The 20,595-nt window shown below is 39.4% G+C and carries 18 protein-coding genes; 14 read left to right on the top strand and 4 right to left on the bottom strand.

The features are described from left to right. The first annotated feature begins 5 nt into the window (after window positions 1–5). Genes nuoJ through nuoN form a run of 5 tightly spaced genes read left to right on the top strand, consistent with a single transcriptional unit; the run spans window position 6 to window position 5,695 of the window. Window positions 6–539, top strand: a complete 534-nt coding sequence (gene nuoJ / locus INT04_RS10895; protein WP_193016160.1) for an NADH-quinone oxidoreductase subunit J — start codon at window positions 6–8, stop codon at window positions 537–539. Further along, complete coding sequence (gene nuoK, locus INT04_RS10890) at window positions 536–838, top strand: NADH-quinone oxidoreductase subunit NuoK (RefSeq protein WP_193016159.1); 303 nt, start codon at window positions 536–538, stop codon at window positions 836–838. The genes nuoJ and nuoK overlap by 4 nt, the downstream gene beginning before the upstream one ends. Beyond that, entirely contained in the window at window positions 835–2,670 is a 1,836-nt protein-coding gene (nuoL, locus tag INT04_RS10885; RefSeq protein WP_193016158.1) for an NADH-quinone oxidoreductase subunit L, read from the top strand. The genes nuoK and nuoL overlap by 4 nt, the downstream gene beginning before the upstream one ends. A 19-nt stretch (window positions 2,671–2,689) precedes the next feature. Beyond that, the gene (nuoM, locus tag INT04_RS10880) at window positions 2,690–4,219 is read left to right on the top strand and encodes an NADH-quinone oxidoreductase subunit M (protein WP_193016157.1); all 1,530 of its coding nucleotides are present in this window, start codon (window positions 2,690–2,692) and stop codon (window positions 4,217–4,219) included. 6 nt (window positions 4,220–4,225) lie between these two features. Next, the gene (gene nuoN / locus INT04_RS10875; RefSeq protein WP_193016156.1) at window positions 4,226–5,695 is read left to right on the top strand and encodes an NADH-quinone oxidoreductase subunit NuoN; all 1,470 of its coding nucleotides are present in this window, start codon (window positions 4,226–4,228) and stop codon (window positions 5,693–5,695) included. A gap of 69 nt (window positions 5,696–5,764) precedes the next feature. Here nuoN and INT04_RS10870 read toward each other — a convergent pair whose 3' ends face one another. Both INT04_RS10870 and INT04_RS10865 read right to left on the bottom strand, forming a co-directional pair. Further along, a complete protein-coding gene (locus tag INT04_RS10870; protein WP_193016155.1) occupies window positions 5,765–6,799 on the bottom strand; it encodes an alpha-xenorhabdolysin family binary toxin subunit B in 1,035 nt (344 codons plus the stop codon). A gap of 15 nt (window positions 6,800–6,814) precedes the next feature. Further along, entirely contained in the window at window positions 6,815–8,026 is a 1,212-nt protein-coding gene (locus INT04_RS10865) for an alpha-xenorhabdolysin family binary toxin subunit A (protein WP_193016154.1), read from the bottom strand. A gap of 211 nt (window positions 8,027–8,237) precedes the next feature. Between INT04_RS10865 and INT04_RS10860 the strand changes: the two genes are divergently transcribed. The 8 genes from INT04_RS10860 to INT04_RS10825 all read left to right on the top strand — a co-directional run bounded on the left by INT04_RS10860 (window position 8,238) and on the right by INT04_RS10825 (window position 16,794). Beyond that, entirely contained in the window at window positions 8,238–9,569 is a 1,332-nt protein-coding gene (locus tag INT04_RS10860; RefSeq protein WP_193016153.1) for an isochorismate synthase, read from the top strand. Between the two features lie 350 nt (window positions 9,570–9,919). Beyond that, window positions 9,920–11,614, top strand: coding sequence for a 2-succinyl-5-enolpyruvyl-6-hydroxy-3-cyclohexene-1-carboxylic-acid synthase (gene menD, locus INT04_RS10855; RefSeq protein ID WP_193016152.1), 1,695 nt, complete (start codon window positions 9,920–9,922; stop codon window positions 11,612–11,614). Then, window positions 11,589–12,356 carry a 2-succinyl-6-hydroxy-2,4-cyclohexadiene-1-carboxylate synthase gene (gene menH / locus INT04_RS10850; protein WP_193016151.1) on the top strand — a complete coding sequence of 256 codons (768 nt, stop codon included), beginning with the start codon at window positions 11,589–11,591 and terminating at the stop codon, window positions 12,354–12,356. The genes menD and menH overlap by 26 nt, the downstream gene beginning before the upstream one ends. Before the next feature lie 12 nt (window positions 12,357–12,368). Further along, window positions 12,369–13,226 carry a 1,4-dihydroxy-2-naphthoyl-CoA synthase gene (menB, locus tag INT04_RS10845; RefSeq protein ID WP_193016150.1) on the top strand — a complete coding sequence of 286 codons (858 nt, stop codon included), beginning with the start codon at window positions 12,369–12,371 and terminating at the stop codon, window positions 13,224–13,226. Next, complete coding sequence (gene menC / locus INT04_RS10840) at window positions 13,226–14,197, top strand: o-succinylbenzoate synthase (RefSeq protein WP_193016149.1); 972 nt, start codon at window positions 13,226–13,228, stop codon at window positions 14,195–14,197. Before menB ends, menC begins: the two co-directional genes overlap by 1 nt. Continuing rightward, window positions 14,185–15,615: an o-succinylbenzoate--CoA ligase gene (menE, locus tag INT04_RS10835; protein WP_193016148.1), complete on the top strand. Its 1,431-nt coding sequence runs from the start codon at window positions 14,185–14,187 to the stop codon at window positions 15,613–15,615. Before menC ends, menE begins: the two co-directional genes overlap by 13 nt. A gap of 169 nt (window positions 15,616–15,784) precedes the next feature. Continuing rightward, window positions 15,785–16,405, top strand: a complete 621-nt coding sequence (locus INT04_RS10830) for an iron-sulfur cluster assembly scaffold protein SufA (protein ID WP_193016147.1) — start codon at window positions 15,785–15,787, stop codon at window positions 16,403–16,405. Window positions 16,406–16,410: 5 nt separating this feature from the next. Continuing rightward, window positions 16,411–16,794, top strand: a complete 384-nt coding sequence (locus tag INT04_RS10825) for a type II toxin-antitoxin system YafO family toxin (RefSeq protein WP_193016146.1) — start codon at window positions 16,411–16,413, stop codon at window positions 16,792–16,794. Between the two features lie 137 nt (window positions 16,795–16,931). Here INT04_RS10825 and INT04_RS10820 read toward each other — a convergent pair whose 3' ends face one another. After that, complete coding sequence (locus INT04_RS10820; RefSeq protein WP_193016145.1) at window positions 16,932–18,386, bottom strand: catalase; 1,455 nt, start codon at window positions 18,384–18,386, stop codon at window positions 16,932–16,934. Between the two features lie 283 nt (window positions 18,387–18,669). Here INT04_RS10820 and INT04_RS10815 point away from each other — a divergent pair, with 283 nt between their 5' ends. After that, on the top strand, window positions 18,670–19,212 hold the full coding sequence (locus INT04_RS10815; RefSeq protein ID WP_193016144.1) for a YfaZ family outer membrane protein: 543 nt from the start codon (window positions 18,670–18,672) through the stop codon (window positions 19,210–19,212). Window positions 19,213–19,301: 89 nt separating this feature from the next. On the opposite strand, the gene tyrP is transcribed toward INT04_RS10815, so the two are convergent. Then, window positions 19,302–20,513 carry a tyrosine transporter TyrP gene (tyrP, locus tag INT04_RS10810; protein ID WP_193016143.1) on the bottom strand — a complete coding sequence of 404 codons (1,212 nt, stop codon included), beginning with the start codon at window positions 20,511–20,513 and terminating at the stop codon, window positions 19,302–19,304. Between the last annotated feature and the right edge of the window lie 82 nt (window positions 20,514–20,595).

Here is a 20,595-nt window from a genome sequence, read left to right as displayed (position 1 = left end):
TATTCATGGAATTTGCATTTTACATCGCGGGGCTGATTGCCATCCTTGCAACACTGAGAGTCATCACTCATACCAATCCGGTACACGCACTGTTGTACTTAGTGATTTCATTGATTGCACTCTCTGTGGTTTTCTTCTCACTAGGCGCTTATTTTGCAGGTGCTTTAGAAATCATCGTTTACGCTGGCGCCATTATGGTGTTATTCGTTTTCGTGGTGATGATGCTCAACTTAGGTAAATCCGTCGTTGATCAAGAGAAAAAGTGGCTACAACCGAAGTTTTGGATTGGGCCTGCACTTTTATCTCTCACACTATTAGCGGTATTAATTTATGCCATTAGTAGTGTGACTCACGGTGAAATTGCTGGAGACGTGATTGGTGCGAAAGAGGTCGGTATTAGTTTATTCGGGCCTTATATTCTGGCGGTTGAGTTAGCATCTGTGCTGTTGCTGTCAGGATTAATTGTTGCTTATCACATTGGTCGTGATCAGAGCCATGACGATCTTGTCGAAAACGAAAACGCAGGGGAGCAAAAATGATACCTCTTCAACATGGTTTGATCTTGGCTGCGGTACTGTTTGTGTTAGGTTTTACCTGCTTAGTACTTCGCCGCAACCTGTTGTTTATGTTGATCGGACTAGAAATTATGATTAATGCGGCTGCACTGGCATTTGTTGTTGGTGGTAGCTTTTGGGGTCAAACCGATGGACAGATAATGTATATTCTGGCTATCAGTTTGGCGGCGGCAGAGGCAAGTATTGGTTTGGCATTGTTGTTACAGCTTCATAGACATCGCCAAAATATCAATATTGATTCAGTCAGTGAGATGCGCGGATGAATATACTCTATTTAACCTTTCTGCTACCACTGCTGGGATTTTTACTGCTCGCTTTCTCACGCGGTCGTTGGTCTGAAAACGTATCAGCATGGATTGGTACCGGTTCGGTTGGTTTATCAGCCTTAGTGACACTTTGGGCTGGCTTAGATTTCTTTGCTAATGGGCAAGAAACTTACGTTCTGACGTTATGGAACTGGATGTCAGCAGGGAATTTCAATATTCCGTTTACGCTGGTTCTTGATGGTCTGTCGTTAACTATGCTCGGTGTTATTACCGGTGTTGGCTTTCTTATTCATATGTACGCATCATGGTATATGCGTGGTGAAGAAGGGTATTCACGCTTCTTTGCTTATACCAACTTATTTATCGCAAGTATGGTTCTCTTAGTGCTCGCTGATAACATGATGTTGATGTACATGGGGTGGGAAGGTGTTGGTTTATGTAGTTACCTGTTAATTGGTTTCTATTACACCAATCCAGCAAACGGCGCAGCAGCGATGAAAGCATTTATCGTAACGCGTGTCGGGGATGTGTTCTTAGCTATCGGTATGTTTATCCTGTTTGACCAATTAGGGACATTAAGCTTCCGTGAAATGGCAGTGCTGGCTCCTGAGCAATTAGCAGTAGGTTCAAGCGTTATTAACTGGGCAATGTTAATGGTATTAGGCGGTGCAGTGGGTAAATCAGCACAGCTTCCATTACAAACTTGGTTAGCTGATGCAATGGCAGGCCCAACACCGGTATCAGCATTAATTCATGCTGCGACCATGGTGACGGCAGGTGTGTACTTAGTAGCACGTAGCAATGCGCTATTCTTAATGGCACCAGAAGTATTAGAGCTAGTCGGTATTATTGGTGCACTAACATTAGTTTTAGCCGGTTTTGCGGCTTTAGTACAAACCGATATCAAGCGTATTCTTGCTTATTCAACCATGAGCCAAATTGGTTATATGTTCTTGGCGTTAGGCGCTCAAGCATGGGATGCGGCAATTTTCCACTTAATGACCCACGCTTTCTTTAAAGCATTGTTGTTCTTATCTGCAGGCTCGGTGATTGTTGCCTGCCACCACGAACAAAATATCTTTAAGATGGGCGGGCTACGTAAGAAGATCCCATTTGTTTATGCATGCTTTTTAATTGGTGGTGGCGCATTAGCTGCATTACCACTGTTAACTGCAGGGTTCTTCAGTAAAGATGAAATCTTATGGGGTGCGTACTCAAACGGGCATGTTAACTTAATGCTAGCAGGTTTAGTGGGCGCATTATTTACGTCGCTTTATACCTTCCGTTTGATTTTCATCGTATTCCATGGTGAAACCAAAACCGAAGCACACCAAGTTAAAGGTTTTACACATACTTTCCCATTAGCGGTATTAGCACTGTTATCGACGTTCATCGGTGCATTAATTACTCAACCGTTAGGTGCCGTTTTCCCTGAAGGAAACGTATCTCATGATGGTAAGTATGTGTTAGAAATACTTTCTGGTGTGGTCGCGATAGTAGGCGTTGCCATTGCAGCATGGCTATATTTGAAACAGCGTCAATGTGTTTCTAAAGTTGCCAATACTCGTACAGGTCGTTTCTTCTCAACATGGTGGTTACATGCTTGGGGATTCGATGCGCTGTATGAAGTGCTGTTTGTCAAACCTTATAAAGGGGCGGCGTGGCTTATCCAAAATGATCCTGTTAACCAATTCTTTAATTTATTCGGTTGTCTGCTTAAAGGCGCCAATAAAGGATTAAGTTTCAGTGAAAATGGATTAGCACGTTGGTATGCGGCTTCTCTCGGTTTAGGTGCAGTGCTGGTCATCGCTCTGCTGCTTCTGGTTTAATTAAGGGACACATTGCGCCATGTTATTACCCTGGCTAATACTTATTCCCTTCATCGGTGGCCTGCTAAGTTGGCAGGCTGAACGAATCGGCTCGCAAGTCCCTCGCTGGGTTGCGTTGCTGACGATGGGATTAACACTCGTTATTTCTGTGCAACTCTGGTTGCAGGGCGATTATCAACTAATCAGTGCGGATGGAGCACCTCGGTGGACAGAGTTTTTCTTTGAACCGTGGATCCCAGCTTTAGGGATTAATATCCAGTTTGCACTTGATGGCATGTCATTACTGATGACAGTATTAACCGCGATTTTAGGTATTTTAGCGGTGCTCTCTTCGTGGAGCGAAAATCAGCCATCACAAGGCGCTTTCCATTTTAACCTGCTGTGGATCTTAGCGGGTGTAATGGGCGTATTCTTAGCGACTGACTTGTTCTTATTCTTCTTCTTCTGGGAAATGATGTTGATCCCAATGTATTTCCTGATTTCTTTATGGGGACACAAAGGAAGTAGTGATAAACAACACGTTAGTGCGGCAACAAAATTCTTTATCTATACACAGGCAAGTGGCCTGTTAATGTTGCTGGCCATTATCGGTTTAGCGGTGGCTTTCTACCGTGAAACAGGTATTTGGACGTTTAACTATGACACTTTATTGCAAGCTCATACGGTATTAGGTTCTGAACTGCAATTTATCCTGATGTTAGGTTTCTTTGCTGCTTTTGCGGTGAAAATGCCAATTGTTCCTGTCCACGGCTGGTTAGCTGATGCGCACGCAGAAGCACCTACCGCAGGTTCAGTCGATTTATCGGGTATTTTGCTTAAAACAGCCGCTTATGGTCTATTGCGTTTTAACTTACCATTATTCCCTGAGGCATCTGCATTACTGGCTCCTGTGGCAATGTGGTTAGGGCTAATTACGGTATTCTACGCAGCACTGTTAGCCTTCCGTCAGACAGATATTAAACGCCTTGCGGCTTATAGTAGTATTTCTCACATGGGCTTTATCGTGATTGCGATTTATGCTGGCTCTGTATTGGCTTACCAAGGTGCGATTATTCAAATGATCACCAACGGTTTGTCAGCAGCAGGTCTATTTATCATGTGTGGCATGCTGTATGAGCGTTTAGGTACACGCGATATGAATCAAATGGGCGGACTGTGGAAAAGCATCCGTTTCTTACCTGCATTTTCACTGTTCTTTGCGGTTGCCTCTTTAGGTATGCCCGGAACAGGTAACTTTGTTGGTGAGTTTATGATCCTGTTTGGTACTTATGGCAACTTTAAGCTGATTACGATTATTTCGGTCTTTGGTTTAGTTTTTGCTTCTGTCTACGCACTGTGGATGATGCAACAAGCTTACTATGGTTCGCCGAAAACAGCTGAAAGAACCTATAAAGGGCTGGATCTGAGAGAGTTTATTATCCTGATCACATTGGTGGTTTTACTGGTTATTTTGGGCTTCTTCCCTCAACCTGTATTAGACACATCAGCATCAGCGATGGAAAATCTCCAGACTTGGTATTCCGCTTCTATTTCAACAGTAAGGCCGTAATTCGCCATGACAATAACTCCTGAACAATTGATCGCAATGCTACCGCTATTAATCGTCGGATTGACGGTGGTGGTTGTGATGCTGTCCATTGCGTGGCGACGCGATCATTTTACCATTGCCACTTTGACAGCAACGGGTTTCATTATTGCGTTGGGATCACTCTATTACGTTAATGCACTTGGCGTAGTGGATGTGACCACGCTTTACCATGTTGATGGATATTCTAGCTTCTTTACAGCGCTAGTTATTCTTTCGGGTATTGGTACTATCGCTTTTGCTTATCCTTGGTTAGAAGGTTACCAAGATAATAAAGAAGAATTTTACTTGCTGATTTCGATCGCAGTAGTGGGCGGGATTTTACTCTCTTCTGCTCACCATTTTGCATCGATGTTTATTGGAATTGAATTACTGACATTACCACTGTTTGGTCTTATCGGTTATGCGTTCCAACAACGTCCATCACTGGAAGCGGGTATTAAATACATGCTGCTTTCTGCGGCAGCGTCTTCTTTCTTACTGTTTGGTATGGCGCTTTTATACGCAGAAGCCGGCAATCTTTCCTTTACTGCAATGGGCCAAAGCCTAAATGATAGCAATATTCATAAACCGTTAGTGCTTGCAGGTTTAGGTATGATGTTAGTGGGAATTGGGTTTAAATTATCGTTATTCCCATTCCAACTGTGGACTCCGGATGTTTACCAAGGTGCGCCAGCACCAACGGGAGCATTCTTAGCTACCGCAAGTAAGATTGGTATTTTTGCGGTTGTGATGCGTTTATTCCTTGAAGCACCCGCAGCAGATAGTGAAACCTTGCGTATGATTTTAGGTTTCATGGCAATTGCTTCTATCTTGTTTGGTAACATCATGGCATTAACGCAAAAGAGCGTGAAGCGCTTACTGGGTTACTCTTCAGTATCACATCTTGGTTATCTGTTAGTGGCATTGATCGTATTACAATACAGCCCTATATTGGCACAAGAAACTGCTGAGATTTATTTAGCAGGTTACTTATTTGCAAGCTTAGGAGCATTTGGTGCAATCGCGGTTGCTTCGAGTCCTTATCGTGAAAGCGAAATGGATTCATTAGAAGATTATCGTGGATTATTCTGGCGCCGTCCTGTTGTTGCTATTGTGATGTCACTGATGATGTTATCACTGGCGGGTGTACCCATTACCTTAGGTTTCATAGGTAAACTGTATGTCATTATGGCGGGTATTAACTCAAGCTTATGGTGGTTAACAGGTATGGTCGTGTTAGGAAGTGCGATAGGTTTATTCTATTACCTACGTGCTGCTGCCATTGTTTTCTTGCGTAAACCAGACAATGACAACACCCCTGCAATTTCGACAACATCACAAAACATGGCAACATTTGTTGCACTAATTTGTGCAATTATTGTTATTGCTTTAGGTGTGTGGCCACAACCCCTTATCGAATTAACGAATTTTGCGATTATTGCACCTGCTGTAAACTAATCGTCATAATTGAAGATTCAAAGCATAAAACGGCTCTTTAATAGAGCCGTTTTTTTACGCATTTAACTTTTATCTTCTTTTCTCTGTGTCGCCATAATATAAAGCAAAGTCATCTAAAAACGAGAAAATAGGAATAATGATATCTTCTGTTAATAAAATATCATTTTTCAAAAGACTAAACTGTACATTGAGATCATTCCAAAATTTATTTAATAGTTCTAATTGTTCAATGAATTTTTGTAGAAAATAATCAATATCTACTAATTTATAATAATGTTTCAAGGTGAATAGTGTATTTTTCTTTTTGTTTTTTAATTGATTGAGTTGTTTAATTTGATCTAGATAGAGCGACGTGAGTTGATGACGAGTTTCAACAATTTTAGTATAAGAAAAACCATAATCTAATGCAGAAAATAGGCTATTAAGAATTTCCACTAATAATGATAATGTGTTTTTTTCTTTTGCTTCAATGTTGAGGCTTTCAATTTCTGATTTTAACGGAATTGAATTTTTGAAAAGATCGAAAAAACTACGTTTGTTTAAGATTTCTTCACTTTCACGTATAATATTCAGCTCTTTTTTGGTTTTTTCGGCAGTGTACTCTAGCGCTGAAATTTCTTTTATTAACGTATTAATTATTCTTTTATTATCATTGATAAAAGGAGCTATTTTATCACTAATAAATTGCATTTTTAGTTGTTGTATTTCAGTTGAGAGGAATAAATTATGTTCATTAATAATATTTTTTGTTTCATCAATTTCATTAAAAAATATTGCTAATATTTCTTCTTTCTCTTCTTCTAATCTTTTTTTTAAATCTTTATTGAGTAAATCTTTTTTTATCTCATTGTCAATTTCGTTAATTGTTTTAAAAACATCATTAAGTAATTTTTGTCTTAATCGGCTTTTTAATACAAGTGAAAAATAAATTATATTCTCTATATTTTTATTGTTTCTTTCTATAAAAATTGTTAATTCGTTATCAAATTCTTCATTCATATAGCACTTATTATTGCTTAAGTGAAGAATATTTCGATAGGCATGGAATAATTCATTATGTTTGAATATGGATTCTAATGTTGAATTTTTTTTATGATTATTCATAACAAGATCCTTTTGTTAATTTGATGAATAAAAAGAAGAGAGTGCCTCATCAAAAGAAAGCAAAATCTCCTTAGAATAGCCAATAACCATATACCAAGGTGAGATGATTTTTTCGAGATAAATACTAAATTTAATCAGTTCTAATGCATTGTTAATTTTATTAAAATTAGTAATTGAGGCTTCAATTTCAGTTAATATGGCTTGCCATACATATTCAATATGTTCTAATGCCATATTAGTATCTTCAATGAGTTGTTCGATTTCCTCTAATTCAATATAAAGGGAGTTTAAATGTAAGGATAGACCTGTATAGATGTCTATGTCTTTATTGAGAATTTTTACTCTTTCGATTAATTCATTTCTTTTTTTTCGTATTTTTTCTGCTTTTGCGCCAAAAATACCGCCTGTAATAATAACACCAATAATACCCGCAGCAAGGCCTGTAAAGGCGAGGCCAACATAGTTCTTATATTCTTCTTTTAATATTGCAATATCCTCAATCAGTAAATCTCGCTCCTCCGTAAGTGAGATGTTGTTGTTATTGTAAAACTCATTAATTAATCTCTTTTTATTAATGACTTCATGATAAATAGAGTGATGGGAAACATTTTGATTATCTTTTCCTCCAATAATTTTACTTCTAAATGTTGATAAGCTGTCTTTTATTTTAAGTGTTTTATCTCGTTCGGCTTCAATATCTTGCTTCATACTTTCTAATATATGAATTAGTTGAGTTGCAACCAGTTCATCTTGAGGTGAATAGCGAATGTTAACTAATTCTTGATCAGAAAGATCACGTAGCGTTGTTGATATTTTAACTAATAATGGCATTTGACTAATAAATGAAATAATATTTTCACCCGTAGAAGTGATCTCTCTACCAATAATTTCCAAATCAATAGCCTGTTGTTTTATTGCATATTCTATCTTATTCCATTCAAAGGCATGTTCGCGCATTCTAACAAAAAGAGATAAAATATGTTCAGATGAGAGCTGTTGTATGCTTATTTCATGGTAGCCAATAAAACTAATAACATCTTCTAATTTGTAAGGAAAGGAAAGTACTTTATTAATATAAGATTTTATCTTAATTAAATCACGAGATGTCACAATGCCAGGTAATCGACCATCTTGGATATCAACTCCTAATATTAAACCAAGTGCAACTTTAGGCACATCTGGCATTTCAATAATCTTATCTACGTGTTTAAAGATGGTTGTATCCATATAACCTCTCTTATGTATAATGTTTTTTGTTTTTACGGCATTATTTTAGAAGGATTGGTTTTCTCTTTAAGGCCTACAGATTAATGCTTCCTACTTTGTAACATGAAAAATGCAAAACTTTGATAAATGACAAAGGTTATAATTAATCAGCCCTTTGATAATTTGTATAGAGACGTATAATCTCCCTTTTAATTAGTTGTGGGTATTTGGAGTGGAAAAGGTTAATCCTGTGTTTTCGACACTGTACGAAAAAGTTAAAAAAATAAATCTGACAGCACAAGGTAATCTTTTACATTTGAAAGTCACCTTGCCATCAGAGGTTTCATTTTCGTTGCTCTCATGGCTTGCTGCACAGGTCTATTATCCCCAATTTTATTGGCAACATCGTGATGAGCATGAAGAAGTCGCGGCATGTGGACAATTATGTTGTTTTAACCATATTCAAGAAGCACACCAGTTTTTGGCTATGCACCAGACTGATGCCCATATTGATGATGTGCGTATTTGGGGGTTAAATGCGTGGGATACCATTCTTCCTGGTCGTATAGATGAAATAAAAGGGGATGATGCCTACCTTTTCTTACCTCGAATTGAAATTAGACGCCACCAGCAACATCTTTCTGTTCATTTAAATCTGCTTGATGAAGGTGATATAAAAGAGACCTTAGATTTTTTGCAAACATTAAATGAAGCACTGGAGATTGAACCTCTGTCGGTTTCTGTTACTCGTGTTAATCACTCTTTAACACAAGAGCAATGGCGCCACTATCTTAATATTGCGTTAGATGAAATTCGTCAAGGTTCATTTGAGAAAGTGGTGCCAGCAAGAGCAACATGCTTAATGTTGGATAGTCCGCTTAAAGCTATTCAATTTATGAAAGCAAGTCGGGATGTTAACCATCATTGTTATCATTATATGTTGGCCTTTTCACCGTCAGATGCATTTATGGGCTCTTCGCCTGAAAGGTTATACAAACGCGATGAATTAATGCTTTATACCGAAGCATTAGCGGGTACAGTGGCGAGCGCTGACAATGAACAGCAAGCAACAGAATTTGCAAACTGGCTGATCAACGATAAGAAAAATCAGCATGAAAACTTAGTGGTTGTTGATGATATTTGCCAACGATTACAAGGTGGTGTAGAAGGAATTGATGTTTCGCCTGCCGACGTGATCCGATTGCGTAAAGTGCAACATCTTCGTCGTTATATTCACGGTAAATTAATTAACTCTGATGATACCGATTGCTTAAAACGCTTACAGCCAACTGCAGCGGTGTGTGGATTACCAAGAAGTATCGCACGCGCTTTTATTCGAAAACATGAACCTTTCGAACGTCGTTGGTATGCAGGTTCTGCGGGCTATTTATCGCTTCCTCATGCAGAATTTGCAGTTAGTTTGCGCTGTGGTGAATTACATGATGATACACTGACTTTGTATGCAGGTGCTGGTGTGGTTGCAGGCTCTGATCCTTCACAAGAGTGGATTGAAATCGAAAATAAAGCGGCGGGTTTACGGACTTTGTTGGAAAAAGAAGATTAATTTCTTACAGATAGTCTCAGTTTTAATAAATACAGTAATAACAATAATCAAAAATTGACGAGTAGTTTCTTAAAGTCTGTTATTTAGTGCTACTCTTCAAATAACCACTGCTAATTGTTAACTAATTGATGCTATTCTTTGAGTTACTTACGCTATTTATTCCTATACTTAATGATAAAAAAAGCGCATTAGAAATAGAGTGGATAATTAGCCTAAATAATGCACGCTTTAAGTATTTTCTTTAACGATTTATTTAACGAAAACTTCTGTTCATTGAACTAGGCTAAGGAAAAGTATTTAGGAATAGATATTATAATAGCAATTGCTGGTTTTCGTTGTTGGGATGATCAATGTCTAATAGTTCGTTTAATCGCCAATGGGCTAAAGTTATACTCGAAACTTTGACTCGTCATGGTTTACGCCATATCTGTATTGCACCCGGATCACGTTCGACTCCTTTAACACTTGCGGCCGCCGCTAATCAAAAATTAATATGTCATACGCATTTTGATGAACGTGGGCTTGGACATTTAGCGTTGGGACTCGCAAAAGCAACCAAAGATCCTGTTGCGGTGATTGTGACATCGGGTACCGCTGTCGCTAATTTGTATCCGGCATTAATTGAAGCGGGATTAACAGGGGAGCGTGTTATTTTTTTAACCGCAGATCGACCACCTGAATTAATTGATTGCGGTGCAAACCAAGCTATCCGCCAGCAAGGTATTTTTGCAACGCATCCTTCGCAAACTCTCTCTTTACCAAGGCCAACAGTAGATATTTCTGCAAGCTGGTTAGTGTCTACTCTTGATAATGCCATGAATACATTGGTTCACGGTGCATTACATGTTAATTGTCCTTTTGCTGAACCTTTATATGGTGATGATGTTGAGACATCAACTCCTTGGACAGAGGCTTTAGGTGATTGGTGGGGAAGTGATAAACCATGGTTACAAGAAACCCTTTTTACCGCAGTAACACCCCATCTTCTGTGGAATGAATTACGGCAGAAAAAAGGTGTGGTTATTGCAGGGCGTATTAGCCCAGAAGAGGGGGTTGAAGTTGCAAAATGGGCTTCGCAATTAGGTTGGCCTTTATTAGGTGATGTATTATCTCAAACGGGGCAACCACTACCTTGTGCCGATTTATGGTTGAATAACTCACAAGCAAAATCAGAATTAAATAATGCTGAAATTGTTATTCAATTTGGCTCAAGTTTAACCGGTAAGCGTTTATTGCAATGGCAAGTAGGGTGCTCTCCTAAGGCGTATTGGATTATTGATCCTATTCCGGGACGCTTAGATCCTGGTCATCATCAAGGTGAGAAATTTACATTACCACCTATGCAGTGGTTAACGGCACATCCTGCGATTGATAATTCACCGTGGACAAATGCATTAGCTAATATAGCCAAACAAACCTACCAGAAAGTCAGTGAAATAACGGATTATTTCGGTGAAGCACAGGTTGCGCACCAATTAGATAAATTACTTCCTAATGATGGACAGTTATTTGTTGGCAATAGTCTGATAGTCAGATTAATTGATGCATTTGCTCAACTGCCTCAAGGCTACCCTGTGATGAGTAACCGCGGTGCCAGCGGAATTGATGGCTTAATTTCAACGTCTGCAGGTGTTCATCGTGCAACGAAAAAGCCAACATTAACGATATTAGGTGATTTGTCAGCACTGTATGACTTAAATAGCTTAGCGCTACATCAGCAAGTTTATGCGCCTAATGTTATTATTGTGGTGAATAATAATGGTGGGCAAATATTCTCTATGCTACCAACACCAGAGGCAGAGCGAGCACGTTTTTATTGCATGCCTCATTCGTTAAATTTCAAACATGCAGCCGCCATGTTTGGCTTGCATTATGTATCCCCAAAAAGTTGGGATGCACTGTTAACCACAGTTCAAGCATGCTGGGCAGGAACACCAACAACCACATTAATTGAATTAATTGTTGATGATACTGAGGGTGCAAAAACGTTAAATCAGCTTGTAAAACAGGTAACATCTCATGACTTTAGCATGTCAGCGATATAATACCCATAATGAAGGGCCTTGGTTGGTTTGGTTACATGGGTTATTAGGTGAAGGTTGTGAATGGGAGCCTGTAATTAAGGCTTGCCATGAATATCCATCACTTGTGATTGATTTACCTCGCCATGGTGATTCCACTTCTATCAGTGTAAAAAATTTTGTTGATGTCAGTGCATTGATAACAGAGACACTCAAAAAGCAGGGGATCGATCACTACTGGCTAATTGGCTACTCTTTAGGTGGCCGAATTGCGATGTATCATGCCTGTTTTGGCGATACGACTGGATTATCAGGGTTGATTGTTGAAGGTGGAAACCCTGGGTTATGCGATGTAACAGAAAGAGAAAACCGTATTGCTCATGATAAACATTGGGCTGAACGGTTTCGTGATGAACCTATTTGTGACGTATTAACTCAATGGTATCAACAGCCTGTATTTGCCGATTTAAGTGATGAAAAACGGCAATTACTTGTTGATAAACGTTGCTGTAATGCGGGTTTTGGTATTGCTGAAAGCCTAGAAACACTTTCTTTAGGTAACCAACCTTGGTTAGTGCCACAATTACAGCAACTCACCCTGCCTTTTATTTGGCTTTGTGGTGAAAAAGATCAAAAATTTCAAGCGATAGCGCAACAATATTCGCTACCCTTAACGACTATCCCGCATGCAGGTCATAATGCCCATCAGGCACAACCAGTTGTTTATGCTGCGGTGATAAATCATGTTTTATCCCTCTTTGGTTAAAGGAACCTAATTATGCTTTACCCGAGCGAAGAAAAGTTATATGCACCGATAGAATGGCAAGATTGTTCAGGCGATTTTGAAGATATCCTCTACCATAAGTCTGTCGATGGCATTGCTAAAATTACGATTAACCGCCCGCAAGTGCGTAATGCTTTCCGTCCTTTGACAGTGAAAGAGATGATCCAAGCATTAGCTGATGCTCGTTATGATGATGGAATTGGTACCATTATTTTAACAGGGGCAGGCGAGAAAGCATTCTGTGCGGGGGGGGATCAAAAAATTCGTGGTGACTACGGCGGATATCGTGATGATAGTGGTACGCATCACCTGAATGTATTAGATTTTCAACGTCAAATCCGGACATGCCCAAAGCCTATCGTCGCCATGGTTGCGGGGTATTCTATTGGTGGTGGTCATGTACTTCATATGATGTGTGACTTAACTATTGCTGCTGATAACGCCATTTTCGGTCAAACTGGTCCTAAAGTGGGTTCGTTTGATGGGGGGTGGGGTGCTTCTTATATGGCACGCATTGTGGGTCAAAAGAAAGCCCGTGAAATCTGGTTCTTATGTCGTCAATATGATGCCAAAGAAGCACTAGACATGGGATTAGTGAATACGGTTGTCCCTTATGCCGATCTTGAAAAAGAAACTGTGCGTTGGTGTCGTGAAATGCTGGAAAACAGTCCAATGGCATTGCGTTGCCTAAAAGCAGCATTAAATGCGGATTGTGATGGACAAGCAGGTCTTCAAGAATTAGCGGGCAATGCGACCATGCTGTTCTACATGACTGATGAAGGTCAAGAAGGACGCAATGCCTTTAACGAAAAACGTCAACCTGACTTCACTAAATTTAAACGTAATCCATAATGCGAAACGCCAAACTCTATTCATTCAGCCTCCCTGTAGATGCAGGTGTTGTTCTGCGCTATCAAAGGCTAAAAACGCGTGATGGCTTTCTTGTCTGTTTAGAGCAAAATGGCAAACAAGGATGGGGTGAAATTTCACCTCTTCCTGAATTTAGCCGTGAAACTTTAGAACAAGCACAAGTGTCAGCACAATCTTGGTTAACAGCATGGTGTGCAGGTGAAAACCCAGAGCACAGTGAACTGCCAAGTGTGGCTTTTGGTATCAGTTGTGCATTAGCTGAGCTTGAAGGCTCATTGCCACAAGAGGCAAATTATCGTGTAGCACCTTTATGTAACGGCGATCCAGATGATTTGATTTTAAGCCTTAATGATATGGACGGTGAAAAAGTCGCTAAAATCAAGGTCGGTTTATATGAAGCGGTACGAGATGGAATTGTGGTCAATCTGTTATTAGAAGCTATTCCTGACTTAAAACTAAGACTCGATGCCAACAGAAGCTGGACACCAGCGAAAGCAGAAAGTTTTGCTAAGTATGTTAATCCACAATGGCGAGATCGTATTGCGTTTTTAGAAGAGCCGTGTAAAACGCCTGAAGAATCACTCGCTTTTTCAATGGCAACAGGGATTGATATTGCTTGGGATGAAACAGTTCGAGATGATGGATTTGAAATAAAACCACAGCCTGGTGTTAGTACGATTGTTATTAAACCTACGCTGGTGGGAAGTCTTGAACGCTGTCAATCGCTTGTTGAGCAGGCACATGCTTTAGGATTAGACGCCATTATCAGTTCAAGTATTGAAAGCAGCTTTGGGCTGACTCAATTAGCAAGAATTGCGCAATGGCTGACACCGAATAGTATTCCAGGACTAGATACTGTTGATTTAATAAAGCAACAGCTTATTCGTCCTTGGCCTGATGTAGACATTCCGCTTATCTCGCTTGAACAGCTAGAAATAGTATGGCAACAGTAGTGCCATTTAATCAATGGCCGTGGAATCACTGGGCACAATTAACCCCAAATGAAACGGCCATCATTTCAGGTGTTTCGCCTATCACATGGCAACAACTAAGTTGTCATGTCAATCAGTTAGCGGATAATTTTGTTAAACAAGGTGTTGATACACAAAGTACAGTGTTATTGCGTGGAAAAAATCACCTCAATCTTGTTTTTGTATTACTTGCTGTTTTTCAATGTGGCGCTAAGGTGTTACCTTTAAATCCACAACTTCCAACATCTTTACTTAATGAATTATTGCCTCATTTAGGTATCGATTTTTATGCTGATTTGAGTGAAACGCCACTAGATTTGAATGCGACATTACTTGATTTTAGTGGTATTGAGCTAGATAGCACATCACGTCAATATAACACTCAAAAAGTAAATGATGTCTTATGGGCGCCATCTCGTATGGCAACACTTATTTTGACATCAGGCTCATCAGGTTTACCCAAAGCCGCGATACACACCTTTGATGCGCATTTTTGTAGCGCAATGGGTGTTTTGTCATTAATGCCTTTTGAAAAAGGGGATAGTTGGTTACTTTCTTTGCCTCTATTTCATGTATCAGGACAAGGTATATTTTGGCGTTGGTTATTACGTGGAGCAACGCTGGTGGTACGTGAAATGCACCCATTTGTGGATGCATTGCAAGGTTGTACACATGCCTCTTTAGTGCCCACACAGCTATGGCGCTTCTTACAAAGTAGAACGCAACATAAAAATCAACGACCTATTACCTTAAAATCTGTTCTATTAGGGGGAGCCATGATCCCTATTGAGCTAACACAAGAAGCAGAACATTGGGGAATTCAATGTTGGTGCGGTTATGGTATGACGGAAATGGCCTCGACGGTTTGTGCCAAGCGTGCTGATGGTAAAGCAGGTGTTGGGCTTCCATTAAAAGGCAAAGACGTTAGATTAGTAGATGATGAACTGCAAATTTTATCTAATAGTATCGCGCTGGGTTATTGGTCTGACGGTGCATTAAAACCGTTATCACTCACTGCGGATGGTTGGTATTCAACGCGAGATAAAGGCGGTTTCATCGCTGATGAATGGTGTGTTTTAGGTCGTTTAGATAATCTTTTTTTCAGTGCTGGCGAAGGTATTCAACCAGAAGATATAGAAAAGATCCTCAATATGCACCCAAGTGTAAGCCAATCTTTTATTGTCCCTCTTGATGATGCTGAATTCGGGCAGCGTCCAGTCGCAGTTGTGGATGCTGCTATTGAAATAATCAATCAATTACCACAGTGGTATCACTCTCGATTAGCTGGATTTCAACGACCCGTTGCTTGTTTACAACTCCCTGAAAGCCTTAAAAATGGCGGAATTAAAATCTCTCGTAAACAAGTGCAAGAATGGGTGAAAGGGCAAATGTTGAAATAATATTAATGCATTTATCGAGCCTCCTCTCAAAATTCTATTTCTAATGTAAAGCGTAGATAAAAGTGATTTGAATCTATGCTTATCGTAGTTAAAATGATGGGCATAAAATAGACAATGGATGCAAGGGTAATACTTCGGAATAGAATAATTCCGTTAATATGGAGTTCAGATGACGAAAAAAACAACTCAGTTAGCGATAGCCACGATTACAACAAGCTTAATGGCTTCACTTGCTCCCGTACCTGCAAAGAGTATTCCACTTCATACGATAACGACTGTTGAAAAACAGGATAAGCAAGAAAAAACAACAGCATTGGGGTTTGAATTGCCTCATAGTCAAATTTTCTTACCTTTAGATGAAGCCTCTGAATATCTTAATAACATCAATATACAGCAACGCATTCTACTCGATTCGATGAAAGAGAAACGGAAAAATAGAGGTAAAGGCCCTCTTTTTACTAATCTTGCGCAAGTAAAACATTTGTGTATCAATGGATTAGAACGTCATGCGCAAATTAAATCTGCTGTACAGCACGTCATGAGTGGAAACAATATCTATAATTTATTTCCAGACAACTTAGAACAACAAGCCAAATATAAAACAAGCTTACTTCAGTTTGGTCGAGTTGTGGCTCAGGGCGAATTTATTTTGCGAGACATCTTATCGTGCATTGAGCAATGTTCAACGCCCGAAAAAACGGTTCAATTAGTTGATATGCCAGATCAAGATGAAGTCAGCGCTTGGATTATAGCTGAACATCGTAAAGTTGGAGTTGTTGACATGGAGTAGTCCGGATGGTTTGTGTTGTAAATGTACATGCTGATGTAGAGATGCCAGAAATAGCCAATAAATATGCTAAAGCAATAGAAAACTGGAAAAACACTGGAATATTACCAGATAGATTTGGAAATGAAGGTCAATGGGAAGGTAATTCAAGGTTGTGTGGCTCATTTGTTTATAAGCTTCATATTCGATTGCCTTCAGAGCCTTCTTGGAAGAAAAAAAAACCACAAATCGACAGGCATTCAAATCATTATCTCGTTTTTTCAAGACATTGGCTGAATTACGACAATATACAAATTATTGGTATTATGTCACCAGATGGACATGAAAAAGCAAAAACTTCTTATATGGCAGAATTAGAGCGGCGAGCCGAAGAATTTCAAAATAGTCATTAAACTTAATTCGATGAATTCATACTCCTGATAATTTATTTTAATAACAATAAATCCCAAAGATTATTAGAAATAAAGAAAGGCGCCCGAAGGCGCCTTATTATTTTTGCCGAGTGCTCACAAGGCTTCTTATTATACGGTTATTTAGTGTCTTTTTTGGCTAATGCTTTCATTGCTTTTTCAACGCCTGCGCCATATTCAGGATGGACTTTCTTAAATAAGGCAATTTGGCGTTTTTGTGTATCTTTACTTGCTTGGATTAATTCGCCTGCAATACGAGCAAACATACGTTGATGCTCTTCATCACTCAGTAATTCATATAGCGCACGAGGTTGGCTGAAATAATCTTCGTCTTCACGATGGTTCCAGTGATCTGCCGCACCTTCGATAGATAATGGAGGTTCTTTAAAATTAGGCTGTTCTTGGAACATACCGCCATTATTTGGCTCGTAAGTAATACCGCTGCCACTATTACCATCAACACGCATTGCGCCGTCACGATGATAATTATGGAATGGGCATTGTGGCGCATTCACTGGGATCTGATGATGATTAACACCTAAACGATAACGGTGAGCATCGCCATAAGAGAATAGGCGACCTTGTAACATTTTATCTGGAGAGAATCCAATCCCTGGAACAATATTAGCTGGGCTAAAGGCAGCTTGTTCTACATCCGAAAAATAGTTTTCGGGGTTGCGGTTTAATTCAAAATAACCCACATCAATTAATGGGTAATCCGCATGTGGCCATACTTTAGTTAAATCGAAAGGATTATAAGGGACTGTTGACGCTTCTTTTTCAGGCATGATTTGAATTTGTAAATTCCAGCGTGGGAAATCACCGCGTTCAATAGCATCAAATAAATCACGTTGTGAGCTTTCTCTGTCTTTACCTACGAGGGTTTGTGCTTCGTCATCCATCAAGTTTTTAATACCTTGTTGGCAACGGAAGTGGAATTTAACCCAAAAACGCTCATTATCTTTATTAATAAAGCTGTAGGTATGGCTACCAAAACCGTGAACAAAACGATAGCTTTGTGGTAAACCACGATCGCTCATATCAATGGTTAATTGATGTAATGCTTCTGGTAAATGAGAGAAGAAATCCCATTTGTATGCCATATTGCGTAGGTTAGTTTTAGGATCACGTTTTACAACGTGGTTCAAGTCAGGGAATTTCAGGGCATCACGAAGATAGAAAACAGGGGTGTTGTTACCCACCATATCCCAGTTACCTTCTTCGGTGTAAAATTTTAACGCAAAACCACGAATATCACGCTCTGCGTCTGCGGCACCTCTTTCACCAGCGACGGTTGAAAAGCGAGCAAACATTTCTGTTTTTTTACCCACTTTAGAGAAAATTTTAGCACGAGTATATTGTGTTATATCGTGAGTAACTTTAAATGTACCAAAAGCGCCTGAGCCTTTTGCGTGCATACGTCTTTCAGGAATAACTTCACGATCAAAGTGAGCCAGTTTTTCTAGAAACCAGACATCTTGAAGTAACATTGGGCCTCGAGGGCCTGCGGTCATTGAGTTATTATTGTCTACAACAGGTGCGCCAGACGCCGTTGTTAGCTTTTTCTTTTCCATCACATATCTCCAGTTTATGAAATAGTAAACGTTCTAAAAAATAGCATGTGTGAATAAAACGAAGCGAACAGCCTTATACTTATTATGGTTAATCTTGACTGCAATTCCACTTTAGCAACATTAAACTCATTAATAAAACCAATTAGACCAATAACATTGATAGACGTAACTTATTTACATAGATTGAAAATTCTACAGATTAGCTTTCAATTATTGCTAAATTTGTTTAATAAATTTGTTGTATAATTATAAGTTAGGACAATTATTTGCTGGAGTAATAACAATGAAAAAATATTTGTTGGTTGGCGCTATAAGTACATTATTTATGGCGGCAAATGCCAATGCGGTATCAATGAATATTCAAGCAGGTGAGCATTATACGGATGTTCGTGCGGGATTAGGTAATCCTAATGCGGGTCTTTCATTTAATGGTAACTGGGCTCGTAGTGATCATGATGGTCAATTAGGTAGTTTAGGGGCAAAATTTGCTCTACCTTTAGGGCCTTTTTCAGCCAGTGTGGGAGGTAAAGCACTCTATCTATCCCCTAAGAATGGTGATGATGGTGCTGCTTTAGCGGGAGGCGTTGGACTTAATTGGGATGTCCTACCGTCTTTAAGTGTTTATGGCGAAGCTTATGCGTCTCCTGAAGGATTAACCTCTGGTAGCAAATCTTATTATGAAGCTGATGTAGGCGCACAATTAACGGTATTTAAACCTTTACATGTGAATGCGGGTTATCGTGTGATTGAAATCGAAAACTCACATAACAGAAGCAATAATAAATTAGCTGATGGTTTCTACGTTGGTGCAGGTTTACGTTTTTAAGATAGAAAACCTAATATCACATTAAATAAAAAGCAGGTGTTGAAGGATCAGCACCTGCTTTTTTATAGATTGTACTTGAGGGCGGTTGATTAGCCGACTTGAGGTAACGCACCAAAAGTAATGGCAATTTGAATACCAATGACGACTAAACCACAAGTAAATACAACTGCTAATGCACCTTTTCCACCTTTCACTTTATATTTATCAGTATGTTGTTGTTCTTGTCTAACTTTCCAGACTAATAAGGCAGGAAGTAACAATGCTAAAATAGATAACGCAATAGCAGCGTACGCTAATGCTTGTACAAAGTTGGGAAAGTAAAGGGCGCAAAGCAACGGTGGAATAAATGTTAATAAACTTGATTGCATCCGACCCGTTACACGATTACTGCGTTTAAACAGATCAGCAAGATAATCAAATAAGCCGAGTGCAACACCAAGGAATGATGTGGCTAAGGCTAATGCAGCAAAAAGGTTTACTGCAATATTGACGCGAGGTGTAGCAACAACATCACGAATAGCAGTAAGAAGTCCATTTAAGCCAGATTGTTGAGCCATTATTCCCATAAAAGTATCTGTTGGAATTGCACCTAATGTGGCGATTTGCCATAAAATGTAGGCAACAAGCGGGATTGCACTACCAATAATAAAGATAAGACGTAATTTTTTTATATCGCCGTTCATATAACTGACAATACTTGGCACGCTACCGTGAAAACCAAACGAAGTAAAAATAACAGGAATAGCAGAAAGAATCAGTGCGTGAGCAACCGGCATTGACGTTAAATTGACGCTTTCAACGTGAGGTAGCATCACAACTAGCATAAAAATGAGGAAAAAGACTTTCGCTGTAAACAGCAAACGGTTAATGATATCAACCGATGTGGTACCAACACCGACTACAGCCCCACCAATCACAGTGAAGAGAATAATACCTTGTGTGACAGAGAGTTCATGACCAATCCAAGAAGAGAGTGTGGCTGAGAGTAATTCACCCGCGCCGCTAATATAAGCAGTGGTTAATGCATACATTAATAATAATAATGCAAGTCCAGTGATCACCTGACCACCTACACCAAGGTAACGTTTAGCAATAGAGCCAAGGCCAGTATGCGGATCGTTGTATTGATAAACTTCCACTAGCAGCAGCGCGGTATAACTCATTAATAGCCACAACCCTACGAGTAATAGCATGATGGTACTAAAACCAATGCCAACCGCAGCCAGTGGCATTGCTAACATGCCAGCCCCAATTGTTGTTCCTGCAACAATAAAAACACTACCTATAGTGCGATTTTTCACAAAATCCTCTGTTCACTAGACTATTTTATTTATATTAAAGCAGGGTATAAGAATGGCAAATCTCTGTCAAATTTTAATTACG

It is taken from the genome of Proteus sp. FME41, assembly GCF_014897315.1.
GTDB lineage: Bacteria > Pseudomonadota > Gammaproteobacteria > Enterobacterales > Enterobacteriaceae > Proteus.
This window is presented reverse-complemented; position numbering and strand designations above follow the sequence as displayed.

Coding starts and splice junctions, on each gene's coding strand:
- nuoJ (WP_193016160.1), top strand. CDS start 6: ATGGAATTTGCATTTTACATCGCGGGGCTGATTGCCATCCTTGCAACA.
- nuoK (WP_193016159.1), top strand. CDS start 536: ATGATACCTCTTCAACATGGTTTGATCTTGGCTGCGGTACTGTTTGTG.
- nuoL (WP_193016158.1), top strand. CDS start 835: ATGAATATACTCTATTTAACCTTTCTGCTACCACTGCTGGGATTTTTA.
- nuoM (WP_193016157.1), top strand. CDS start 2,690: ATGTTATTACCCTGGCTAATACTTATTCCCTTCATCGGTGGCCTGCTA.
- nuoN (WP_193016156.1), top strand. CDS start 4,226: ATGACAATAACTCCTGAACAATTGATCGCAATGCTACCGCTATTAATC.
- INT04_RS10870 (WP_193016155.1), bottom strand. CDS start 6,799: ATGAATAATCATAAAAAAAATTCAACATTAGAATCCATATTCAAACAT.
- INT04_RS10865 (WP_193016154.1), bottom strand. CDS start 8,026: ATGGATACAACCATCTTTAAACACGTAGATAAGATTATTGAAATGCCA.
- menD (WP_193016152.1), top strand. CDS start 9,920: ATGTCTAATAGTTCGTTTAATCGCCAATGGGCTAAAGTTATACTCGAA.
- menH (WP_193016151.1), top strand. CDS start 11,589: ATGACTTTAGCATGTCAGCGATATAATACCCATAATGAAGGGCCTTGG.
- menB (WP_193016150.1), top strand. CDS start 12,369: ATGCTTTACCCGAGCGAAGAAAAGTTATATGCACCGATAGAATGGCAA.
- menC (WP_193016149.1), top strand. CDS start 13,226: ATGCGAAACGCCAAACTCTATTCATTCAGCCTCCCTGTAGATGCAGGT.
- menE (WP_193016148.1), top strand. CDS start 14,185: ATGGCAACAGTAGTGCCATTTAATCAATGGCCGTGGAATCACTGGGCA.
- INT04_RS10830 (WP_193016147.1), top strand. CDS start 15,785: ATGACGAAAAAAACAACTCAGTTAGCGATAGCCACGATTACAACAAGC.
- INT04_RS10825 (WP_193016146.1), top strand. CDS start 16,411: ATGGTTTGTGTTGTAAATGTACATGCTGATGTAGAGATGCCAGAAATA.
- INT04_RS10820 (WP_193016145.1), bottom strand. CDS start 18,386: ATGGAAAAGAAAAAGCTAACAACGGCGTCTGGCGCACCTGTTGTAGAC.
- INT04_RS10815 (WP_193016144.1), top strand. CDS start 18,670: ATGAAAAAATATTTGTTGGTTGGCGCTATAAGTACATTATTTATGGCG.